The organism is Sulfurimonas sp. HSL-1656 (genome assembly GCF_039645585.1).
In the GTDB taxonomy this organism is placed as follows: domain Bacteria; phylum Campylobacterota; class Campylobacteria; order Campylobacterales; family Sulfurimonadaceae; genus Thiomicrolovo; species Thiomicrolovo subterrani.
In genome coordinates this window covers 761,971-780,467 of record NZ_CP147915.1, presented here as the reverse complement: position 1 = coordinate 780,467, position 18,497 = coordinate 761,971, and the positions used below count along the sequence as shown (strand labels likewise).

19 protein-coding genes are annotated in these 18,497 nt (G+C 57.8%); 15 read left to right on the top strand and 4 right to left on the bottom strand.

Annotation, left to right across the window (positions count from 1 at the left end):
- Positions 1–11 precede the first annotated feature (11 nt).
- Positions 12–587, top strand: a complete 576-nt coding sequence (locus WCX49_RS03940; RefSeq protein ID WP_345986278.1) for a DUF3365 domain-containing protein — start codon at positions 12–14, stop codon at positions 585–587.
- 7 nt (positions 588–594) lie between these two features.
- On the opposite strand, the gene WCX49_RS03935 is transcribed toward WCX49_RS03940, so the two are convergent.
- The 3 genes from WCX49_RS03935 to WCX49_RS03925 form a co-directional block, all read right to left on the bottom strand.
- Positions 595–1,050 (bottom strand): CZB domain-containing protein, encoded by a 456-nt coding sequence (locus WCX49_RS03935; protein WP_345986277.1) that lies wholly within the window; start codon positions 1,048–1,050, stop codon positions 595–597.
- A 115-nt stretch (positions 1,051–1,165) separates the two neighbouring features.
- Positions 1,166–2,734 carry a ribonuclease Y gene (gene rny / locus WCX49_RS03930; RefSeq protein WP_345986276.1) on the bottom strand — a complete coding sequence of 523 codons (1,569 nt, stop codon included), beginning with the start codon at positions 2,732–2,734 and terminating at the stop codon, positions 1,166–1,168.
- Positions 2,691–3,290 carry a 5-formyltetrahydrofolate cyclo-ligase gene (locus WCX49_RS03925; protein WP_345986275.1) on the bottom strand — a complete coding sequence of 200 codons (600 nt, stop codon included), beginning with the start codon at positions 3,288–3,290 and terminating at the stop codon, positions 2,691–2,693. Before WCX49_RS03925 ends, rny begins: the two co-directional genes overlap by 44 nt.
- Positions 3,291–3,380: 90 nt before the next feature.
- Here WCX49_RS03925 and WCX49_RS03920 point away from each other — a divergent pair, with 90 nt between their 5' ends.
- The 5 genes from WCX49_RS03920 (at position 3,381) to WCX49_RS03900 (ending at position 8,570) form a co-directional block, all read left to right on the top strand.
- On the top strand, positions 3,381–3,956 hold the full coding sequence (locus WCX49_RS03920) for a TlpA disulfide reductase family protein (RefSeq protein ID WP_345986274.1): 576 nt from the start codon (positions 3,381–3,383) through the stop codon (positions 3,954–3,956).
- 3 nt (positions 3,957–3,959) lie between these two features.
- Complete coding sequence (gene ftsY, locus WCX49_RS03915; protein WP_345986273.1) at positions 3,960–4,838, top strand: signal recognition particle-docking protein FtsY; 879 nt, start codon at positions 3,960–3,962, stop codon at positions 4,836–4,838.
- An 88-nt stretch (positions 4,839–4,926) separates the two neighbouring features.
- The gene (gene radA / locus WCX49_RS03910; RefSeq protein ID WP_345986272.1) at positions 4,927–6,273 is read left to right on the top strand and encodes a DNA repair protein RadA; all 1,347 of its coding nucleotides are present in this window, start codon (positions 4,927–4,929) and stop codon (positions 6,271–6,273) included.
- Positions 6,274–6,711: 438 nt separating this feature from the next.
- Positions 6,712–8,055 carry a hypothetical protein gene (locus WCX49_RS03905; RefSeq protein ID WP_345986271.1) on the top strand — a complete coding sequence of 448 codons (1,344 nt, stop codon included), beginning with the start codon at positions 6,712–6,714 and terminating at the stop codon, positions 8,053–8,055.
- An 11-nt stretch (positions 8,056–8,066) separates the two neighbouring features.
- Positions 8,067–8,570, top strand: coding sequence for a hypothetical protein (locus WCX49_RS03900; protein ID WP_345986270.1), 504 nt, complete (start codon positions 8,067–8,069; stop codon positions 8,568–8,570).
- 141 nt (positions 8,571–8,711) lie between these two features.
- On the opposite strand, the gene WCX49_RS03895 is transcribed toward WCX49_RS03900, so the two are convergent.
- Positions 8,712–9,551 (bottom strand): hypothetical protein, encoded by an 840-nt coding sequence (locus tag WCX49_RS03895; RefSeq protein ID WP_345986269.1) that lies wholly within the window; start codon positions 9,549–9,551, stop codon positions 8,712–8,714.
- Positions 9,552–9,798: 247 nt separating this feature from the next.
- Here WCX49_RS03895 and WCX49_RS03890 point away from each other — a divergent pair, with 247 nt between their 5' ends.
- The 9 genes from WCX49_RS03890 (at position 9,799) to WCX49_RS03850 (ending at position 18,497) form a co-directional block, all read left to right on the top strand.
- Complete coding sequence (locus WCX49_RS03890) at positions 9,799–10,917, top strand: cache domain-containing protein (RefSeq protein WP_345986268.1); 1,119 nt, start codon at positions 9,799–9,801, stop codon at positions 10,915–10,917.
- Positions 10,914–11,567: a response regulator transcription factor gene (locus tag WCX49_RS03885; protein ID WP_345986267.1), complete on the top strand. Its 654-nt coding sequence runs from the start codon at positions 10,914–10,916 to the stop codon at positions 11,565–11,567. The genes WCX49_RS03890 and WCX49_RS03885 overlap by 4 nt, the downstream gene beginning before the upstream one ends.
- Positions 11,557–12,732, top strand: coding sequence for a HAMP domain-containing sensor histidine kinase (locus tag WCX49_RS03880; protein ID WP_345986266.1), 1,176 nt, complete (start codon positions 11,557–11,559; stop codon positions 12,730–12,732). The genes WCX49_RS03885 and WCX49_RS03880 overlap by 11 nt, the downstream gene beginning before the upstream one ends.
- A 107-nt stretch (positions 12,733–12,839) precedes the next feature.
- The gene (gene soxX, locus WCX49_RS03875; RefSeq protein ID WP_345986265.1) at positions 12,840–13,370 is read left to right on the top strand and encodes a sulfur oxidation c-type cytochrome SoxX; all 531 of its coding nucleotides are present in this window, start codon (positions 12,840–12,842) and stop codon (positions 13,368–13,370) included.
- 11 nt (positions 13,371–13,381) lie between these two features.
- Positions 13,382–13,858 carry a thiosulfate oxidation carrier protein SoxY gene (gene soxY, locus WCX49_RS03870; protein ID WP_345986264.1) on the top strand — a complete coding sequence of 159 codons (477 nt, stop codon included), beginning with the start codon at positions 13,382–13,384 and terminating at the stop codon, positions 13,856–13,858.
- Between the two features lie 41 nt (positions 13,859–13,899).
- Positions 13,900–14,235, top strand: coding sequence for a thiosulfate oxidation carrier complex protein SoxZ (gene soxZ / locus WCX49_RS03865; protein WP_345986263.1), 336 nt, complete (start codon positions 13,900–13,902; stop codon positions 14,233–14,235).
- Between the two features lie 3 nt (positions 14,236–14,238).
- Positions 14,239–15,009, top strand: a complete 771-nt coding sequence (soxA, locus tag WCX49_RS03860; RefSeq protein WP_345986262.1) for a sulfur oxidation c-type cytochrome SoxA — start codon at positions 14,239–14,241, stop codon at positions 15,007–15,009.
- A 12-nt stretch (positions 15,010–15,021) separates the two neighbouring features.
- Positions 15,022–16,791, top strand: a complete 1,770-nt coding sequence (gene soxB / locus WCX49_RS03855) for a thiosulfohydrolase SoxB (protein ID WP_345986261.1) — start codon at positions 15,022–15,024, stop codon at positions 16,789–16,791.
- A 149-nt stretch (positions 16,792–16,940) separates the two neighbouring features.
- Positions 16,941–18,497, top strand: coding sequence for an OprD family outer membrane porin (locus tag WCX49_RS03850; RefSeq protein WP_345986260.1), 1,557 nt, complete (start codon positions 16,941–16,943; stop codon positions 18,495–18,497).

Sequence of the window (18,497 nt, the reverse complement as noted above, 5' to 3'; positions counted from 1 at the left end):
GGAGGATAAAAATGAAAAGATTACTATTGACGACCACTTTTGCTGCGGCGGCCCTGCTGGCCAACCCCTATGAGAGCAAACCCGAGGAGATCGCCGCCGTCAAAGCCACCGGTCAGAAAGCCTCGGCCGCCCTGCTTAAGAGCCTCGGCGGAAACCTTCAGAAGCACCTCAAATCCGGCGGCCCGATGGAGGCCTTCGGGTTCTGCAGCGACCACGCCTACACCCTGACGGAGGTCGTCGACCAGTCCATGGGCTCCGACGTCAGCGTCAAGCGCATCAGTCTGAAGTACCGCAACCCGGTGAATGCACCCCAGGGGAGTGAAAAAGCGATCCTCGAATCCCTCGAAACCCTGCAGGCCAACGGGGTCGTTCTGCCCGACGAGGTCGTCGAAGTCGTCGGAGACGGCGTCTACAAATACTACAAACCGCTGCTGATCAACAAAGAGGCCTGCCTCAAATGCCACGGCGATATCGACAAACTGCCGGAGCTCGCCAAAGCGATCCGTGAACGCTACCCCGAGGACAAAGCGACGGGCTATCGCATGAACGACCTGCGCGGCGCGGTCGTCGTCACCGTCAAGCACTAGGCTCCGGCTACTTCTCCTCGAAGCTCTCCGCGCTCATCGCGTTGAGCCGCCGCTCCAGCCGGCCGATCTCGTCGAGCAGCTCCTTCGATACCCCTTCGAGCTGCTGGAAATACTCCTTTGCCAACGCTTTGTCACTGTCGGAAACCTTGGGCTTCATATTGAACAGTTTGCTGAAAAACGAGCGGTTCATCTCCCCGAAATAGAGTTCGAAAATCTTCAGATAGGTGTCGTGCAGCGTAAAATGCAGGGTTTCGATCGTACTGAGGCGGTCCATGCCGGGGATTGCATGCAGCTTCTGACCCTCGCCGTAAAACCACTGGCCGAACTGGCAGTCGGTACTGTCGACAGGGATGGCGTCCTTTTCCACCGGGAGTCCCCCGACAAGGGCCTTCGCACGGTTGACCCATTTGATGTGCGCTTTTTTAGCCGCGCTAAGCTGTTCAAGCGTCTGTGCTTTATCCATCGATACGTTCCTTGGCTTCATCCGGTTCTCTAAAAACCGGTTTTAAAATACAGCGGGCATTTTAGCACTGTTTAATAACACTTTCCGTTTAAGAAACAGACACAGTTACCGTGTTTCAGCGTGCGTACTCCACGCTGCGCAGTTCGCGGATGACGTTTACCTTGATCTCGCCCGGGTAGCTTACGCTCTGAGCGATCTCGTCAGCGATCTCCTTGGCCAGCAGCGCCGTTTCGTCGTCGCTGACGACTTCGGCATTGACGATCACGCGGACCTCCCGGCCGGCGTTGATGGCGTAGGCCTGGCGTACACCGGGATGGCGCGACGCGATCTCCTCGATCTCCGTCACCCGTTTCAGGAAGCTCTCGAGCACCTCGCGGCGCGCACCCGGGCGGGCGGCGGAGAGGGCATCGGCCGCACAGACGGCGGCACACTCGATGGAGTCCATCTCCTGCTGGCCGTGGTGGGCGAAGATCGCGTTGATGACGATGGTATCCTCATCATACCGGCGGCACACCTCGGCGCCGAGGTCCACGTGGCTCCCCTCATGCTCATGCGTCAGCGCCTTGCCGATGTCATGCAGCAGCCCCGCCCTTTTGGCCATCTTTGGGTCCCCGCCGAGTTCCGCGGCGATGATCCCCGCCATATTGGCGACTTCGAGGGTGTGCGCCAGGGCGTTCTGCCCGTAACTGGCACGGTAGCGCAGCCGCCCGATCAACTTCATCAGCTCCGGATGCATCGGGCCGACGCCGGTTTCGAAGACGACCTCTTCGCCCTCGTGCAGGATCTTCTCCTCGTATTCAGCCGTCACCTTGGCGTGGATCTCCTCGATCCTTGCAGGCTGGATGCGCCCGTCCTCGATCAGCAGCTCCAGTGTCCGCGTCGCGATGGCGCGGCGGAAAAGGTTGAAGCTGCTTACCACGATCTCTTTGGGCGTCTCGTCGATGATGATATCGACACCCAGCACCATCTCCAGGGCCTTGATGTTGCGCCCCTCTTTGCCGATAATGCGTCCCTTGAGCTCGTCATCGTCCAGGTGCACGACGCTGATCAGGCGCTCCGAAGCAAAGGTGCCCGCAAAGCGGCTCGTCGCCTGTGCCAGCAGGAAGTTGGCATGCCGCTCGGCCTGCTCCCGCGCTTCGGTCTCGTAGCGGCGCACGATGTGGGCGATTTCGTCACGCGACCGCGCTTCCACCTGCGAAAGCAGCAGCTGGCGCGCCTCTTCCTTCGTCATCCCCGCACTGCGCTCGACGGCACGGATCGCCTCGTCCGTGCGGCGCTCGAAATCGTTCTGAAGCTGGATCAGCGCTTTCTCGCGCCGCTCGACGGCCAGCCGCTTGCTGCCGGCCACTTTCAGTTCATGTTCGACCGCTTCGCGCTCCTGGCGGACAAAACGCTCCAGGTCCTTTTCGCGTCGGGACATGCTCGATTCGCGTTCGGCCATGTCGTGTTCGGCACGCCGTACGGCGTCCTCGTAGCGGTGTTCGGCACGCTCTTCGGTCTTGCGCGCCCTTTCAGACGCGCTGATCAGCAGGGCCTCTGCCTCTTTTTCAATCGTTCTTGCTTTGGCTTTCGCCTGTTCCGTATAAAAATCCAGGTGGGCACTCGTAATCTTCTTCGAAATGAAAAAGCCCACGACGCCGCTAATCGTGGCGATCGCGCCTCCGGAGAGTATTTCGTTTATCATGTATCGTCCCCGCTGCTTCGTAGCGGGCCGACGGTGTCAACAGCACATCAGCCGAAACATCGTAATCATCGCAAATTTTCTCGTTTGTCATACACTCTTCGAGTTGAACAAAGATCGTTTTTGGTTTTCTGTTCAATCGGGCAAAGAAACGGTCGTACATCCCCTTGCCGAATCCGATGCGGCGTGCCTGTGCGTCAACCCCGACGGCTGGCACCACAGCTATATCAATCTTATTAATGTTTCTGTTACTGTATCCCGGTTCGTAAATCCCAAATTTTTTACGGTACATCGGGTATCTAAATGGTACCATCCGGAAGCTTGCACCGACCATAAAAGGCAGATAGACGTTCCACCCCTCCCGTCGCAACCGGTGCAGCAGCGGCCGCAGATCCGGTTCGCTGCCCAGCGGCCAGAAGAGCAGGATATCTTTTCCGCCAGTGGCACGCACCTCCGCATAGAGGGCATCGCAGAGCCGTTTATCCCGCTCGAGCCGGTTGTGTTCCCAGACCGACCGCTGCCTTTCCAGGCAGATGTCGCGGAATGCGGCTTTCGTCATGAGGCACCTCGTTCGAAACCACCTCCGCGGCCCGGGTAATGGGGCTTTACCGGAGATGGGTTATAATATCGGCCATTTTAACAAACAGGTATGAAAATGATGGTAAAACAGTTTACGATAACCGCACTTGTCGCCCTGATGATGCTCGGCGGCTGCAGCGACAGCAAAAACGGTGCGCAGGAAGGCGACGCGGAAGCGCTGATCGCCAAGACCGTCTACACCCTCAACGATATCAACGGCTCGAGCTACGAAGTGACCAAATCCGGCACGGATTTCCGCATCAGCGGTGTTGCCGAACCGGTTATCGTCTACGACATCTTCGCCACCTGGTGTCCGCCCTGCCGCGCCGAGGCGCCGCACCTCAGCAGCCTGCAGAAAAAACTGCAAGGCAAGGTCAAGATCATCGGTGTCACCATCGAAGAGGGGAACGACAACGCCTATTACGCGCGTTTTGCGGAAGATATCGGCGTGGAGTACAGCCTCGTGAACTCGCCCGACAACCAGAAGTTCTCCCGCGCCGTCGCCGGCGCCATCGGGGTCGGGCAGGACTTCCCCATCCCGCTCATGGTGGTCTACAAAAACGGACGGTTCGTCAAATACTACTCCGGCCTCGTCCCGGAAGAGATGCTCGAATCCGACCTGAAAGCGCTGGCGGAGGCAAACTAGACCATGCTCGGTTTCTTCAAAAAAGGGCTTCAGAAAACCGCGGAGGCGATGAAAAGCGTCGCCCCGAAAAAACGCAAACGCATTCCCAAGGATGAACTCGAGGATATTCTGCTTGAAGCGGACGTCGAATACGATCTCATCGAGATCATCATGCGAGAACTCTACACCGACGACGTGACACGCGAACAGCTCGAATCGAAGCTGATGGCGACCCTCGCCTGGGCGAACTATGAAAAACCCGATCATGAAAAGCCCTTCGTCGACCTGATCATCGGGGTCAACGGCGCCGGCAAGACGACGACGATCGCCAAACTCACCCAGCACTACATGAACGCGGGGGAGCGGGTCCTGCTGGGGGCCTCCGACACCTTCCGCGCCGCGGCGATCGAGCAGCTGACCCGCTGGGCCGACCGCCTGGGCGTGCCCATCGTCTCCTCGCGCCAGGGGCATGACCCCTCCGCCGTCGCCTACGACGCCATTGAATCTGCCAAGGCACGCGGTTTCGAGCATGTCATCATCGACACCGCCGGGCGGCTCCACACCCAGACGAACCTCTCCGAAGAGCTCAAGAAGATCGTCCGCATCTGCGACAAGGCGCATGCCGGCGCCCCGCACCGCAAGATCCTCATCATCGACGGTACCCAGGGCAACTCCGCCATCGCGCAGGCCAAGGCCTTCAACGACATGGTCGACGTCGACGGCATCATCATCACCAAGCTCGACGGCACGGCCAAGGGGGGATCGATCTTCTCCATCGCCTACGCGCTGCGGCTGCCGATCTTCTTCGTCGGCGTCGGCGAACAGCCCGATGACCTCGTTCCCTTCAACAAGTTCGAGTTCATCGACGGCTTTCTCGATCCGATTTTTGAGGCGGAAGCCTAAATACCCATCTGTCACTGCGCCATAGTATGACCGCCTGTTCAGGCGGTATGCTATGCTTTCCAAAACATCACGAATCTACGGAGGCATCGTGGCCAAGAAAAAATCCCTCTTCGAATGCCAGCACTGCGGCTTCACCTCGGCCAAATGGATGGGCAAATGCCCCAATTGCGGGGCGTGGGACTCGCTCGTAGAGCTCAGTGACCAGCAGCAGGAGATATTGAAACAGACCGCTTCTTCCGTCACCGGCAAGGCCAAGGCGCAGCCCATCAACGAGATCGCCCATACCGAAGTGGAGCGCTTCAGCTCCGACGATGTCGAACTCGACATGGTCCTCGGCGGCGGGGTCGTGCCCGGATCACTGACACTCATCGGCGGCAGCCCCGGTGTCGGTAAATCGACCCTGCTGCTCAAAATCGGCGCGAACATCGCCAAGGGCGGCCGCAACACCCTCTACGTCACCGGCGAAGAGAGCGAAGGGCAGGTCAAACTGCGGGCCAACCGCCTCGACGCCAATGCCGACAACCTCTACCTCCTCAGCGAGATCCGCCTGGAGCAGGTGCTCTCCGAACTGGCCCACCGCAGCTACGAATGCCTCATCATCGACTCCATCCAGACGCTCTACAGCGAAGCCGTCACCTCCGCCCCCGGCTCCGTCACCCAGGTGCGCCAGATCACCTTCGAGCTGATGCGCATCGCCAAAGAGCGGCGCATCGCCATCTTCATCATCGGCCACATCACCAAAGAGGGCTCCATCGCCGGGCCGCGGGTGCTGGAACACATGGTCGACACCGTGCTCTACTTCGAAGGAGACAGCGCCCAGGAGCTGCGGATCCTGCGCGGTTTCAAAAACCGCTTCGGCCCCACCAGCGAGATCGGCGTCTTCGAAATGCGCAACGAGGGACTCGTCAGCGCCAAGGACATCGGGTCGCGCTTCTTCGACAAAAACCGTGCGCAGAGCGGTTCGGCGCTTACCGTCATCATGGAGGGGTCGCGTCCGATCATTCTCGAGGTGCAGGCCCTTGTCAGCGAATCGCACGCTTCCAACCCCAAGCGCCAGGCGACGGGCTTCGACACGAACCGCCTCAACATGCTCCTGGCGCTGCTGGAGCGCAAACTGGAGCTGCCGCTGAACTCCTACGACGTCTTCATCAACATCACCGGCGGCATCAAGATCAACGAGACCGCCGCCGACCTCGCCGTGCTCGCCGCCATCATCAGCAGCTTCCGCGACCGCACCGTCTCCAAGGAGACCGTCTTCATCGGCGAGGTCTCCCTGGTGGGGGACGTGCGCGAAGTTTTCCAGCTCGACACCCGCCTGCGCGAGCTTTCCATGCACGGCATTGCGAAGGCCCTCGTCGCTAAGAAACCCCAGCAGAGCCACGGCGTGAAATGCTACGCCGTCGACGAAGTCACCAAACTGATCGATTGGATGTGAGCTCGCCATAAAGAAACGCCCATTGCTCAAGGAAACATCGCTAGGCGAGTGGTACCCTTGTTTTGGCGTTTCGGCGAGCGATGCAGCGTAGCGGAATTCCGGAGCGCAGCTAGGACAAACCGAAGGCGATGTGCGTAGCACTGCCGAAGGCCTCAAATCAATAGTCAACCGTTACAAAAGCAGGGAAAACCGAGCGTCACTCTTGCCCGAACAATGCTGTACTGCAATTCTTATCTGCAAATAGGACCCGCCCTGCCTTCGGCCATACTGCATAATAAAATCTAATCACAAAAATATCAAAAATATTCGAAATTTTTATATTAATTTTACACTCCGTGTCTATGATCATCGCCATTCAAATCAAAAGGATGGGAAATGCCCACGCAAGGAAACGGTTTAATGCGCCTCTTTTTCAGGGGAGTTGCAGGAATAATAGTCATGCTTTTTAGCGCCATGTCACTGGAGGCGGCCAACTGGCTGATGCTGCAGGGTACACAGCCCGACAACGTCGCACCCAAAGGGGTTGTCGGGCCCTATCGCAACAAGATGCCTGTCGTCTGGGGCTTCATCCAGGCCAACTACAAACAAGATTACGGCGATGTCTTCATCGATCCCAACGGTGTGAACAAGACACCGTTCTCTTTATTGAACCCCAACCTGACCGACCAGGAGGGGTTCAGCCTGTTTCGTGCCAGACTCGCCGCACGCGGTATGGCCGACAATGACAATAAAGTCAACTATTTTTTCATGACGGAATTCGGCAATAACGCCGTCAATAATCTTGCCGGACATGATACCGCCACTTACTTCACCGACGCGTCGGTGACCCTCCGCCACATCCCGGGACTTAATGCACGCATCGGTATGTTTAAAACCCCGGGCAGCGAAGAAGGACTTCGGGCCGTCTTCGTCTCCCCCTACATCGAATTCACCACAATGACGAACCAGCAGCTGCTCGAGCGCCAGGTGTCAAAGGTCGGCACGGCAGAGACCGGCAAAGCAGCCGGCGGCGCTTCGACGGTGCACTATACCAGCACCGATGTTACACGCCCGATCGCCGCATTCCGGGACATGGGACTCGAGCTTTTTGACACCTTTGCACTCGGCCAGGGGTGGACGCTCAGTTACGCCTATATGTACGGTAACGGTAGCGGGATTTCCCACATTGCTTCAGACCACCAGGCAACCCATTACGGCTATCTGGCCCTCGAAGACAACTTCGGCGCCGGCAGAGGCTTTTATACCGAAGCCCTTAAGTTTTTTGTCTGGGGCCAGACCGGTAAGCGGCTGCTCTACTCTACCGACGTCAACGGCACGACCACGCCCGTCAAACACGACCGCAAACGCTACGGCATCGGCCTTTCCTACTATCAAAATGGCCTGCGGGCGGAAGCGGAATACATGTGGGCTGAAGGGATGATCTACACGGGCGCCAAGGACAAAGACCCGGACCCCTATCAGGAAGATTGGCAACTGCAGTTCGCCGTCGGCACCGAGAACAAGGCAGCGGGCGGCTACCTCAACCTGCAATATGAACTCCTCCCCAAGCAGTTCGAGGTCTTCGGCCGCTATGACTTTATGAACCGACTGACCAACGACACCAAGGGCGAACGCGATTTCCAGACCTTCACCCTGGGATGTTCTTATCGTTTCCGCGGACCGACGCGGATCGATTTCAACTATATGATCCGCGATGCGAAAGCACCGGGCAACGCTGCAGCGCAGGACGTTCTGGACAACATGGGCGATCGGCTCGCGATCCAGGTCACCGCGGCATTTTAAAAGGAGAAAACATGAAAAAAGTATCGATGACACGGATGGTGATGGCACTGGCACTCACCTTTTTCATACCGACGGTCTGGGCCGATGACGATGATGACGTCGTCAAGATCGTCTATCAGTGCGACTTCCCCGACGTCCAGAGGGTCCACCTCATGCTGAACACGCTGAACAACGCCGTGACATATTACGAGAAAAACCTGATCCAGTACCAGATCGACGTCGTCGCACTGGGGCCCTGCCTGCAATACTTCATGAAGGACTTCAAAGGGACCGGCTTCGAGGCCAAACCCTACCTGGAGAAAGGAGGGCCGACGGGCGAAGGGACGCGCAAACGCTTTAACGGCCTCAAACTGCTCGGCGGCGACAACATTACCTTCTTCGCCTGTCAGAACACCATGGATAAAAAGAACGTCAAAGCGGCACAGATCGCCGACAACGTGGAGATCACCCCCGGCGGCATCATCAAGGTCATTGACGATCAGCGCGACGGGTTCGCCTATATTAAAATCCAGTAACGGCAGCGTTCGGTACTACTGCACCGCTATAGTATTTCTGACCGGTACGTTATCGAAGGGCCTTCCGGCTCTTCAAACGAACAAGGGGACGAGGGATAAGACAGCATAAGGGCAGCCCAACGGGCCGCTAAAAGAGAGAAGCTATTTGACCGGGGTGACGGTCGTCGTGATATCGCTGGACGTTTTCGTTTTGATCATGGAGACTTTGTCGCCGCTTTTGACGCTCATATCCATCACAGAATCCGTCTTCAGTGTGAGGACCTGCAGCAGCTTGCTGTCATAGGTCATCTTCCCTTTCCCTGCTCCGCTGAGTCTGACCGCCTTACCGTCCGTACTCGGGGCGGGGGCGTACTGCTGCACGATATCAAAGTAGGCTTTGGAACCGTTGATCTTTGTCAGGGTATATTCGGTCGTCAGCACGATCTGGATCGGCGCCGCCCCCTGCATCGGCAGCGTGACCGGCACCTGCTGCGTAAAATGCTCACCGACCTTGAGCGGTTTTTCCGGGTAGACGGGCGTGGCCATGGCATTTGCAAGGGCCTGTTTCACCCGCCCTTCAAGCTCCGCGGTGATCCCCTCCCCCTTGACGGTTTCGATGGTGGGCCTGGTACCTTCCAGCGTACCGGTCACCTCAAACTTTTTGTGCGAGTCCTGGGCACCGCGGCTGCTGCTGGCCTTGGCCGCCGTTTCCAGGCTTCCGGAGAAAGGGAGTTTTCCGCCTTTCGCCGTGCGGCCCGTTTTCAGGATCTTCGTCATGGCCTGCGTCTGGTTGACTTCCATCGGCAGTTTTACCCCCGCCGCCGCGATCTGGTCCATCGTCTCCTTCGACCCCTTGATGTCGAACACGTTGACCGTCACCGTCTTCGACACCGTCTTGTAGAGGTGCTGCTCCTGCTGTTTCACCTTCAACGTCACGCTCGGTGCCGCCTGCGCCAGCAGTCCCGAGAGCAACACCACCGTTACCAAAATCGTTCTGAACATCCCGCCATCCTTTGTCTCGTCATTTTTGGTATATGCCCGAAACCGTAGCGGCCATTGTACTCAAACCATCTTTAACGATTACAGACAGTTTTTCAAACTTCCTTCTCCCTTGCGTCTTTTGTGTTCCTAATTCAACATTTTGAAATAGGTCGGAACCGTCTCCTCAAAAAGCTCTCATCAGATTTGAAATCTTTATACAATATTTATATTATCCGGCTATCATCACTCCCTTATGACGGAGAAGAAGTTGACGATCATCACACCGAAGCGGTTCTGGTTCATTTTCCCCTTTGCAGCCATGCTCGCCCTGCTCTCGTGGACCGTCTACTCCCTGAACAAAGAGGTCTCCTGGCAGGTCGTCGACGAGGTCAGCGACCAGCTCAGCCTTTCGCTCCGCACCGAGCTGCGCAACGAGAGGGAGGACGCCCTGCGCTTCGCGCTGATCCTCTCCGAGAACGACACCCTGCGCAACGCCCTCAAAGAGGATGACGACGAGGCCGGTTTCGCCCTGCTCAAACGGATGATCCAGAGCGTCCAGCAGAACACTTCCGAGCTTGTACGCGCCCAGGTTATCACGGCGGATTCAACGCTCTTCGCCCGCAGCTGGGATGCGGACAACCTCTTTTCGGGCATGCCGCTCGACACCTACCGCCGCGATCTCGAAGAGATCATCCTCCATAAAAAACCGCGCGCTTCCATCGAAGTCGGACGGCGGCTGGGGATCAAAGCGACGGTCCCCATGTACGAAGAGGGGGAGCTCATCGGCTTCGTCGAAGTGCTAAAGTTCTTCGACGCCAGTACCGACTTCTTCCACAAGTTCGGCATCGACCTCTACGCGCTGCTCGACGACAGCTACTACAATACCGCCGTGCTGATGCAGAACAACCCCTCCGTCGCCTGGTACCTTGTCGGAAACCGCCGCTACAACAACGTCAACCTCAAGGTCCTGCAGCGCCTGGATATGAAACAGCTGCGTAAAGAGCGTGTCATGCTCCGGGAAAACAAATACATCTTCTTCGAGCCGATGCACAACGGCGACGGCGAGACCATCGGCGCCTTCGTCTTCGTCATGCCGAAACAGAGCATCGAACATTTCGCCCGCAGCGGGGAGAACCTCTCCTTCCTGCTCGCCTTTTCACGCAACAACCTCTACGACATCGTCAAAAAAGAGCAGTACGACAACAAGGTCTACCACAGCGGTTACGACAAGGCCCTGCTCTCGCTCAAAGACACCGTGCCCGAAGAGGACCGGGAGCTCTTCATGGAGGAGGCGCGCGACGTGCTCTCCACCTACACCAAGGAGGAGCTGATCGCGCTGATGCTCCACTACAAACTCGCCCGAAAGATCGAAGGAGAGATACGATGAAAATCCTGCTCTTGGAAGACGAATACGCCCTGCGCGTCAGCATCGAGGAGTTTCTCGAAGACCTTGATTTCACCGTCGAGACCTACGCCAACGGCGACGACGCTTTTGACGCCGCCTGCGCGGCCCACTTCGACCTCTTCCTCTTTGATGTCAACGTCCCCGGCCTCAGCGGCTTCGAACTGCTCAAAACCCTGCGTGCCGAAGGCAACGAGACCCCGGCCATCTTCATCACCGCCCGCACCCAGACCAAGGACCTCGAAGAGGGGTACAAGCGCGGCTGCTGCGACTACATCCGCAAACCCTTCGACCTCACCGAGCTGCAGCTGCGCATCGAACATGCACTGCGCAGCTACTACTACAAGCACAGCGAAGCGATCGAGCTCGCCCCGGACCTGCTCTATGACACGAAACGGATGCAGCTCAGCTACAGGGAAGAGCCCATCACGCTGAGCAAGACGGAGAATGACATCCTGGAGGTCCTGCTGCGCCACACGAACCAGGCCGTCTCCATGGCAATGTTCCAGGACGAGGTGTGGGGCGAATACGTCGACCCGGCCAATATCCGCGTCCAGATCAACAACCTGCGCAAGAAACTGCCCGCCGACATCATCAAGAACCGCCGCGGCGTAGGATACATCATTGAAAGATAGCCAGTACGCCCTCAAGAACGCCGCGCTTTACACGGGACTGATCACGGTGATCCTGCTCGCCCCGCTCTACGTCTATACCGTCTACATGAAGCAGATCCACGGGATCCAGAACGAACTGATGCTCAAACAGCACGCCTCGCGCATCATCAGCGCCATGGAGGAGTATGACGAAAACCGTGACAACTACTTCGAGTACCCCCGTTTCAAGCGGATCGTCTCGGGGCTTTACGACCTGCACTTCAAACCGGTCTTCACCCTGATCGATTTCCCGATGGAGCACTTCGCCGCCGGCTACCATATCGACGAAAGCCATAGTGCCTACCTCATCATTCCCCTCCCCCGGGAGCGCTATTTCGGCGCGGAGTACCTCATCGTCGCCAACCACCTCAATTACGCACCCGTCTACGAACGGGTCGCCGCAATTCTGATCGCCATCGTCGTCCTCGTCTTTTTCCTTTCGCTGCTCTTCCTGCAGCGTTTCGCCCTGCCGTTCAAACGCGTCAACCAGAAGCTGGACAACTTCATCAAAGATACCGTCCACGAGATCAACACCCCGCTCTCGATCATCAACATCAACATCGATCTCTACAACCGGAAACACCCGCAAAGCAAATATCTGCAACGCATCAAGGCGGCGTCCAAGACCCTCTCGAACATCTACAACGATATGGAGTACCTCATCAAGAACCGCCAGATCGTTTTCGAGTACGACGACATCGACGTCAGCGCCTTCGTACGCGAGCGCATCCTCTACTTCAACGAGGTCGCCGCCATGAAAGGGATCACCATCGCCTCCGAAATCGACCCCGGGGTGGTCCTGCACTTCAACCAGACCCAGCTGCAGCGCATCATCGACAACAACATCTCCAACGCCATCAAGTACTCCCACGAGAACAGCATCGTCGAGGTGGCCCTGAAACAGTACGACCACCGCTGCGAACTCACCTTCAAGGATTACGGCCTGGGGATCGAGAACACCGAAAAGATCTTTGAGCGCTACTACCGCGAAGAGACCGGCAAGGGCGGTTTCGGCATCGGGCTCAACATCGTCAAGGCGATCATGGAGGAGGCCGGCATCGGTCTCGAGGTCACCTCCGCGCCGCAACAGGGAAGCACATTCACCTACGTATTCCCGCCGGAACTCTGCCAAAAACCCGCTATTTAAACGGGTAATAAAACTTTTTGCCCCTCGCATCAAAAATCTTTATATTTTTTTACATTGTTTTTACATTCCACCGTTACAATTTTCGAAACCAAGCAAGGAGAAACACGATGAAGAGATGGCTGCTACTCAGTACAACCATCGGTCTGGGTGTGGCGTTCGCGTCCAACCTGTCCGATGCCATCGAACGCCCCGAAGCGGCGTCGATCATCCAAAAGGATCTGTTCGGGCCGGCCAAGGCCTACACGATGCCTGCAGGGTGTATCACGGACGACAAGGACGCGATCGCACGGGGCGCCTATATTTTCCATAATCTCAATGGAGAAAAAGCCAAAGGCAAGCTGCCCGCGGGTCTGACGAAAAAGAATGCTGACGGCTCGCCGAAGCAGTACGGCAACTGTGTCGCCTGCCACAATATCGAAGGGGCCAAAGGCGCCGGGAATATCGGGCCGGACCTGACAAACTATCACGCGTTTTTCATTGAAACGGGTACCCGCGACAACCAGTTCGTCTACCAGAAGATCGCCGATGCACGCGTCGACAATCCGAACACCCATATGACGATCAACCTCACGACCGGCCTCTTTACCGAACGTGAAATCTGCGATATCACCTCGTATATCGTTTCCATCAAACACTAAAGGAGAACCCTATGCAAAGAAGAAGCTTCTTACAACGTATCGGACTGGCCGCAGCGGCCACGGCAGCAACAGCAACCCTCACCCCGCAGAGCCTGCTCGCAGCGGAAGCGCCCAAAGGGCCCAACACGATGGATATCGATACGGCCCTCAAGGCCATCACCGGCGGCAAGGCCGTGACACCTTCGAAGAAAGTGCACCTCAAAGCCCCTGAAATCGCGGAAAACGGCGCCGTGGTACCCGTCACCATCGAGGTTGATTCCCCGATGACCAACGACGACTATGTCAAAGCGATCCACGTCTTCGCGACGAAAAACAGCAACGTACGCTGTGCCGACATCATGCTGACACCGGCCAACGGCGCGGCGATGTTCGCGACACGTATCAAACTCGGCAGCTCCCAGGACGTCCTTGTTGTCGCCGAAACCAGCACCGGCGAGTTTCTCAGCGCAAAGCAGAGCGTCAAAGTCACGATCGGCGGATGCGGCTGATCGCCGCGCAATACCCGAGCAACAACATTAAAGGATAGACAATGGCAGAAAGAAAATCACTGATCAAGATCAAACCGAAAAAGTTTAAGAGCGGCGACGTCGTCAAGGTCAACTTCATGGTCATGCACCCGATGGAAACCGGGATGCGCAAAGACAAGAAGAGCGGCAAGATCGTTCCCGCCGATTACATCACGGAGGTGAAGTTCTTCTACAACGACACCCCGTTCACGACGATGCAGGTCTGGGAATCCGTCTCGACGAACCCGGTCTTCACGATCAACTTCAAAGTACCCGCCGCAGGGACACTGAAAGTCGTCTACAAGACCAACACCGGCGAAGTCCAAGAGCAGTCGAAAAAACTCAAACCGAAAGGCTGAGCCATGAAAGCTACATCAATCATTGCAGCCACCCTGCTTCTGGGCACGCTGGCATTCGGCGGTGAGCAGTTCGCCATGAGCGACGCCGACCGTGCGCTCTATGCCGAACTGCTGGAGAACAACCCCGCGGAGATGGACGTCGAATGGGGCGGCGAACTCGTCGAGGAGAACTGCGGCGGCGACGCCGGCCTGGCGAAGTTCATGGGCGTCTCCGAGGCGAAACTCCCCGAATACATCTCGGGATTCCCGCGCTACATCAAGCAGTTCGACGCCGTCCTCGGCGTCGACCAGGTGATGCAGGCGCTGATGGCCAAGAACGGCCACAAACCGTTCAAGCTCGGCAGCAAAGAGATGTTCGCGATGCTGGCCTACGCCAAGTCACTGGCGAACGAAGAGCCGGTCCGCGTCGACGTCAACGCCAACCCGCAGATGCAGGCGGCGTACAAACTCGGCGAAGAGGTCTTCATGACCGCACGCGGCGGGCGCGGGCTTTCGTGCAACAGCTGCCACTCGGCCGACATCATCGGCTCGGTCCTGCGCACGCAGCCGCTGCCGGATCTCGGTGAGAACGCCGCCGGCGCGACCTGGCCGGCCTACCGGATGACGAAGTCCTCCCTGCGCACGCTTCAGCGCCGTTTCCAGGGCTGTATGCAAAACGCCCTGCTGGCGGTGCTGCCGATCGGTTCGGACGAGATGGTGGGGCTGGAGGTCTACGTGACCAACCTGGCCAAGGCGAAAAACAAAACGATCGCCATCCCCGGTCTGAAACGCTAAAGGACAGCAGTTATGGATATTTCGAGAAGAGATTTTCTACAGATCGCGGCGGCACTGGGACTGGTGACGGTTTCCAACAGCTACGCGACGACCGTCGGGGGCAAAAGCCCCGCGGACATCACGCTTGCCGATCTGTACGATTTCAAAGAGACGGGCAATGTGACCCTGCTGCACATCTGTGACCTGCATGCGCACATCAAGCCGCTCTACTGGCGCGAGCCTTCGACGCTGATCTCGGCGCCGAACCTCGTCGGAACCCCCGGGTTCCTGTGCGGCGAATCCTTCGCCAAACACTACGGGCTGGAGCCAAGCTCCCTTGACGCCTACTTCGATACCCACATGGATTTCGAAACGTTGGCGAAAAAATTCGGAAAGATGGGCGGTATCGCCCACATGAAGACCCTGATCGACGAGGTCGAGAAGCGCCGCGGCAAGGACAGAGTCCTGCTGCTGGACTCCGGCGACACCTGGCAGGGTACCGGCGTCGCACTGAAAACAGAGGGCGAAGCGATCGTCAAGGCGCAGAACTACCTCGGTGTCGACGTCATGGTCGGCCACTGGGAGTTCACCTACGGCAAAGAGCGTGTCAAGGAGCTCATCGGGATGCTCGACGCGAAGTTCGTCTCCCAGAACATCATCGGGGATGATCCGTTTGCCGAGGAGTACGAAGAGCTTATTTTCGAACCGTACACCATCGAAGAGCGCGGCGGCGCAAAGATCGGCATCATCGGCCAGTCTTTCCCGTTCACCTCGACGGCGAACCCCAAAGAGTTTACCGAGGGGTGGAGCTTCGGACTGCGGCTTGACACCCTCCAGGAGTATGTCGACGAGCTGCGCGAAGAGCACAAGGTCGACTGTGTCGTCGTGCTGTCGCACGACGGTTTCAGCGTCGACCAGGAGGTGGCCCGCAAGGTCCACGGCATCGACTTCATTCTGAGCGGCCATACGCACGACCCCTCGCCGAAACCTATTGTCATCGACGGTACGGTTATCGTCATCGCGGGCAGCCACGGCAAATATGTCGGCCGCCTCGATATCGATATCCGTGACCACAAGGTCAAGGGGTACGAGTACAAGCTTATCCCGGTCGCGTCGAACATCATTCCGGCGGACCCGGCGGGCGAAAAGCTCGTCGCGGAGCTCTATGCGCCGTTTGACAAGGAGTTGAACGAAGTACTCGGGAAGACGAAGGGGCTGCTCTACAAGCGCGACACCTTCTTCTCGACCTTCGACCAGCTCATCAACGACGCGATCATGGACGAGATGAAGTGTGACATCTCCTTCACGCCGGGCTACCGCTGGGGGACAACGGTCCTGCCGGGCGACGACATTTTGATGGACAACGTCTACGAGATGTGCGGGATCACCTATCCCAACGTCTATACCTTCGAACTGGGAGGCGAGCGTATCGCCGCCCTGCTCGAGGATATCGCCGACAACGTCTTCAACGCCAACCCGCTCTATCAGCAGGGCGGCGACATGAGCCGCCTGGGCGGGGTGACCTACGAGATCACCGTCGGCAACCCGCGCGGCAAGCGTATCAGCAACCTGCGTATCGGCGGCAAGCCGCTCGATCCGAAGAAGACCTACGTGGTCTCTTCCTGGGGCGGCAACCTGCAGAATGCGGGTTCCAACCTCCAAAAAGGGAAGACCCGCCCGGTCTACGACGTCGTCCGCGACTACATCCGCCGCAAGAAAACGGTCGATGTCAGCAATGCGGGCAACGTCAAACTGCTCGACTACGACTGCGGCTGTCCTGCAAAAGGCGGGGGATGTTCGTAAGCGGCACGGGCTTCGTGCACGGAGTGTAGAGTTTCAACCAGAGGAAGGCGGCAGCTGGTACCTGCCGCCAAGCAGTGAGAATGTCGCATGGACAGTGATTCTTCACCATGGACATTATCTCACGCCACTCATAAAAAAAGGATGAGAAAATGGCTACTATTCAATCAATCAAATTCATTTCGGCAGCTGCGGCAGCAGCACTGGCCTGTACATTGGCAAGCAACGCGTATGCGGACGACGGTGAAGCATTCAAGGTCAAACGCTCCCTGAAAGGCAATATGATGGAAGTCTACAATGTTGTTCCCGGCACGGCGGACACCATTACCGAGATGTTCTCCAAAGGGATCGTCTACGGCCGCCTTCGCGTCAACTCCTTCAACTGGGACTGGAAGAACGACGACACGGCCCAGACCAAGAACAAAGACAACCGTGCCCTGGGGCTCGGCGGTAACCTGATCTACAAGACCGCATCCCTCTACGGCCTGAGTGTCGGCGCGGGTCTGTACTATACCGACGAACCGTTCCCGGGCGAGCGCATGTCCGAAGCGGACATCGGCTACCTGAAGGCGGGCAAGGATACGACCAGCCGCTACAACGTCAACCGCCTCGGCACCTACGGTTTCGCGACACTGGCACAGGCCTATGTCCAGTACGACATCTCCAAGACCTCCTTCGTCGCCGGCCGTCAGATCTTCGAAAGCTTTCTGACCAAGTCCAACGACACGAAGATGATCCCGAACACCTTCGAAGGGTACTCTTTCACGACCAAAGAGCTCCCGCAGACACGGATCCGCGGTGCCTGGTTCTACCAGCAGAAGCTGCGTGACCACGAGACCTTCCACGACGTCCTTACCTACGACGACTCCAACACCAGCGTCAAAACGCACTGGGACGGCAACGACGACTCCGCGGTCCACAAGGGTCTGAGCGTCAACAACTTCCGCGCGGCGGGAGAGGACATCACCCATTCGCTGATCGTCGCCGATATTCAGAACAAGTCGATCAAAAACCTGCAGCTCGACCTGACCTACGGCGGCGTGCCGGGCGTCGTCAGCTCCCTGACCGGTGAGATCAACTATGCCATCCCTGTCGGCGGCTGGACGGTTACACCGGGTGCACGCTATATGCAGCAGATGGATGACGGCGGCGGGAAAGTCGGTGGTGCGTCCCTCAAAGGCACCCTTGTCGACTGGACGGGCGGCACGGCCGTCTTTGACGACACCAAAGGCTACGCTACGCCGGATAGCCTCGACTCCAGCCTCTGGATGGCGCGCCTCGTCGCCGAAAGCGGCCCGCTCAAAATGATGGTCGCCTACTCCGCCGTCGCCGACGAAGCGGACATCGTCGCGCCGTGGCGCGGTTTCCCGACGGGCGGCTATACCCGTGCGATGGCGCAGTACAACTGGTACGCCAATACCAAGACGACTGCCGCACAGGTCAACTACAACTTTGACAAAGCCGGGCTGGTGCCGGGTCTGAGCGCGATGGTCCGCTATGCGATGCAGGACTTCGACGAGGAAAAGCAGGCGGCAGGCGTCCAGGCGGACAGCAACATCCTCCATATCGACCTTATCGAAAAGATCAAGGCGATTCCGGGTATGGAAGCCAAAGTCCGCGTCGGCCTGGTCGATGCAAAAGATCGCGAAGCGGGGTATGACAAAGACTCCTACAACGAGTACCGCTTCGAGCTGAACTACCTCTTCTAA

Coding starts and splice junctions, on each gene's coding strand:
- soxB (WP_345986261.1), top strand. CDS start 15,022: ATGGATATTTCGAGAAGAGATTTTCTACAGATCGCGGCGGCACTGGGA.
- WCX49_RS03920 (WP_345986274.1), top strand. CDS start 3,381: ATGAAAATGATGGTAAAACAGTTTACGATAACCGCACTTGTCGCCCTG.
- WCX49_RS03900 (WP_345986270.1), top strand. CDS start 8,067: ATGAAAAAAGTATCGATGACACGGATGGTGATGGCACTGGCACTCACC.
- soxA (WP_345986262.1), top strand. CDS start 14,239: ATGAAAGCTACATCAATCATTGCAGCCACCCTGCTTCTGGGCACGCTG.
- soxX (WP_345986265.1), top strand. CDS start 12,840: ATGAAGAGATGGCTGCTACTCAGTACAACCATCGGTCTGGGTGTGGCG.
- WCX49_RS03925 (WP_345986275.1), bottom strand. CDS start 3,290: ATGACGAAAGCCGCATTCCGCGACATCTGCCTGGAAAGGCAGCGGTCG.
- ftsY (WP_345986273.1), top strand. CDS start 3,960: ATGCTCGGTTTCTTCAAAAAAGGGCTTCAGAAAACCGCGGAGGCGATG.
- WCX49_RS03935 (WP_345986277.1), bottom strand. CDS start 1,050: ATGGATAAAGCACAGACGCTTGAACAGCTTAGCGCGGCTAAAAAAGCG.
- WCX49_RS03940 (WP_345986278.1), top strand. CDS start 12: ATGAAAAGATTACTATTGACGACCACTTTTGCTGCGGCGGCCCTGCTG.
- soxZ (WP_345986263.1), top strand. CDS start 13,900: ATGGCAGAAAGAAAATCACTGATCAAGATCAAACCGAAAAAGTTTAAG.
- WCX49_RS03905 (WP_345986271.1), top strand. CDS start 6,712: ATGCTTTTTAGCGCCATGTCACTGGAGGCGGCCAACTGGCTGATGCTG.
- rny (WP_345986276.1), bottom strand. CDS start 2,734: ATGATAAACGAAATACTCTCCGGAGGCGCGATCGCCACGATTAGCGGC.
- WCX49_RS03885 (WP_345986267.1), top strand. CDS start 10,914: ATGAAAATCCTGCTCTTGGAAGACGAATACGCCCTGCGCGTCAGCATC.
- WCX49_RS03850 (WP_345986260.1), top strand. CDS start 16,941: ATGGCTACTATTCAATCAATCAAATTCATTTCGGCAGCTGCGGCAGCA.
- soxY (WP_345986264.1), top strand. CDS start 13,382: ATGCAAAGAAGAAGCTTCTTACAACGTATCGGACTGGCCGCAGCGGCC.
- WCX49_RS03895 (WP_345986269.1), bottom strand. CDS start 9,551: ATGTTCAGAACGATTTTGGTAACGGTGGTGTTGCTCTCGGGACTGCTG.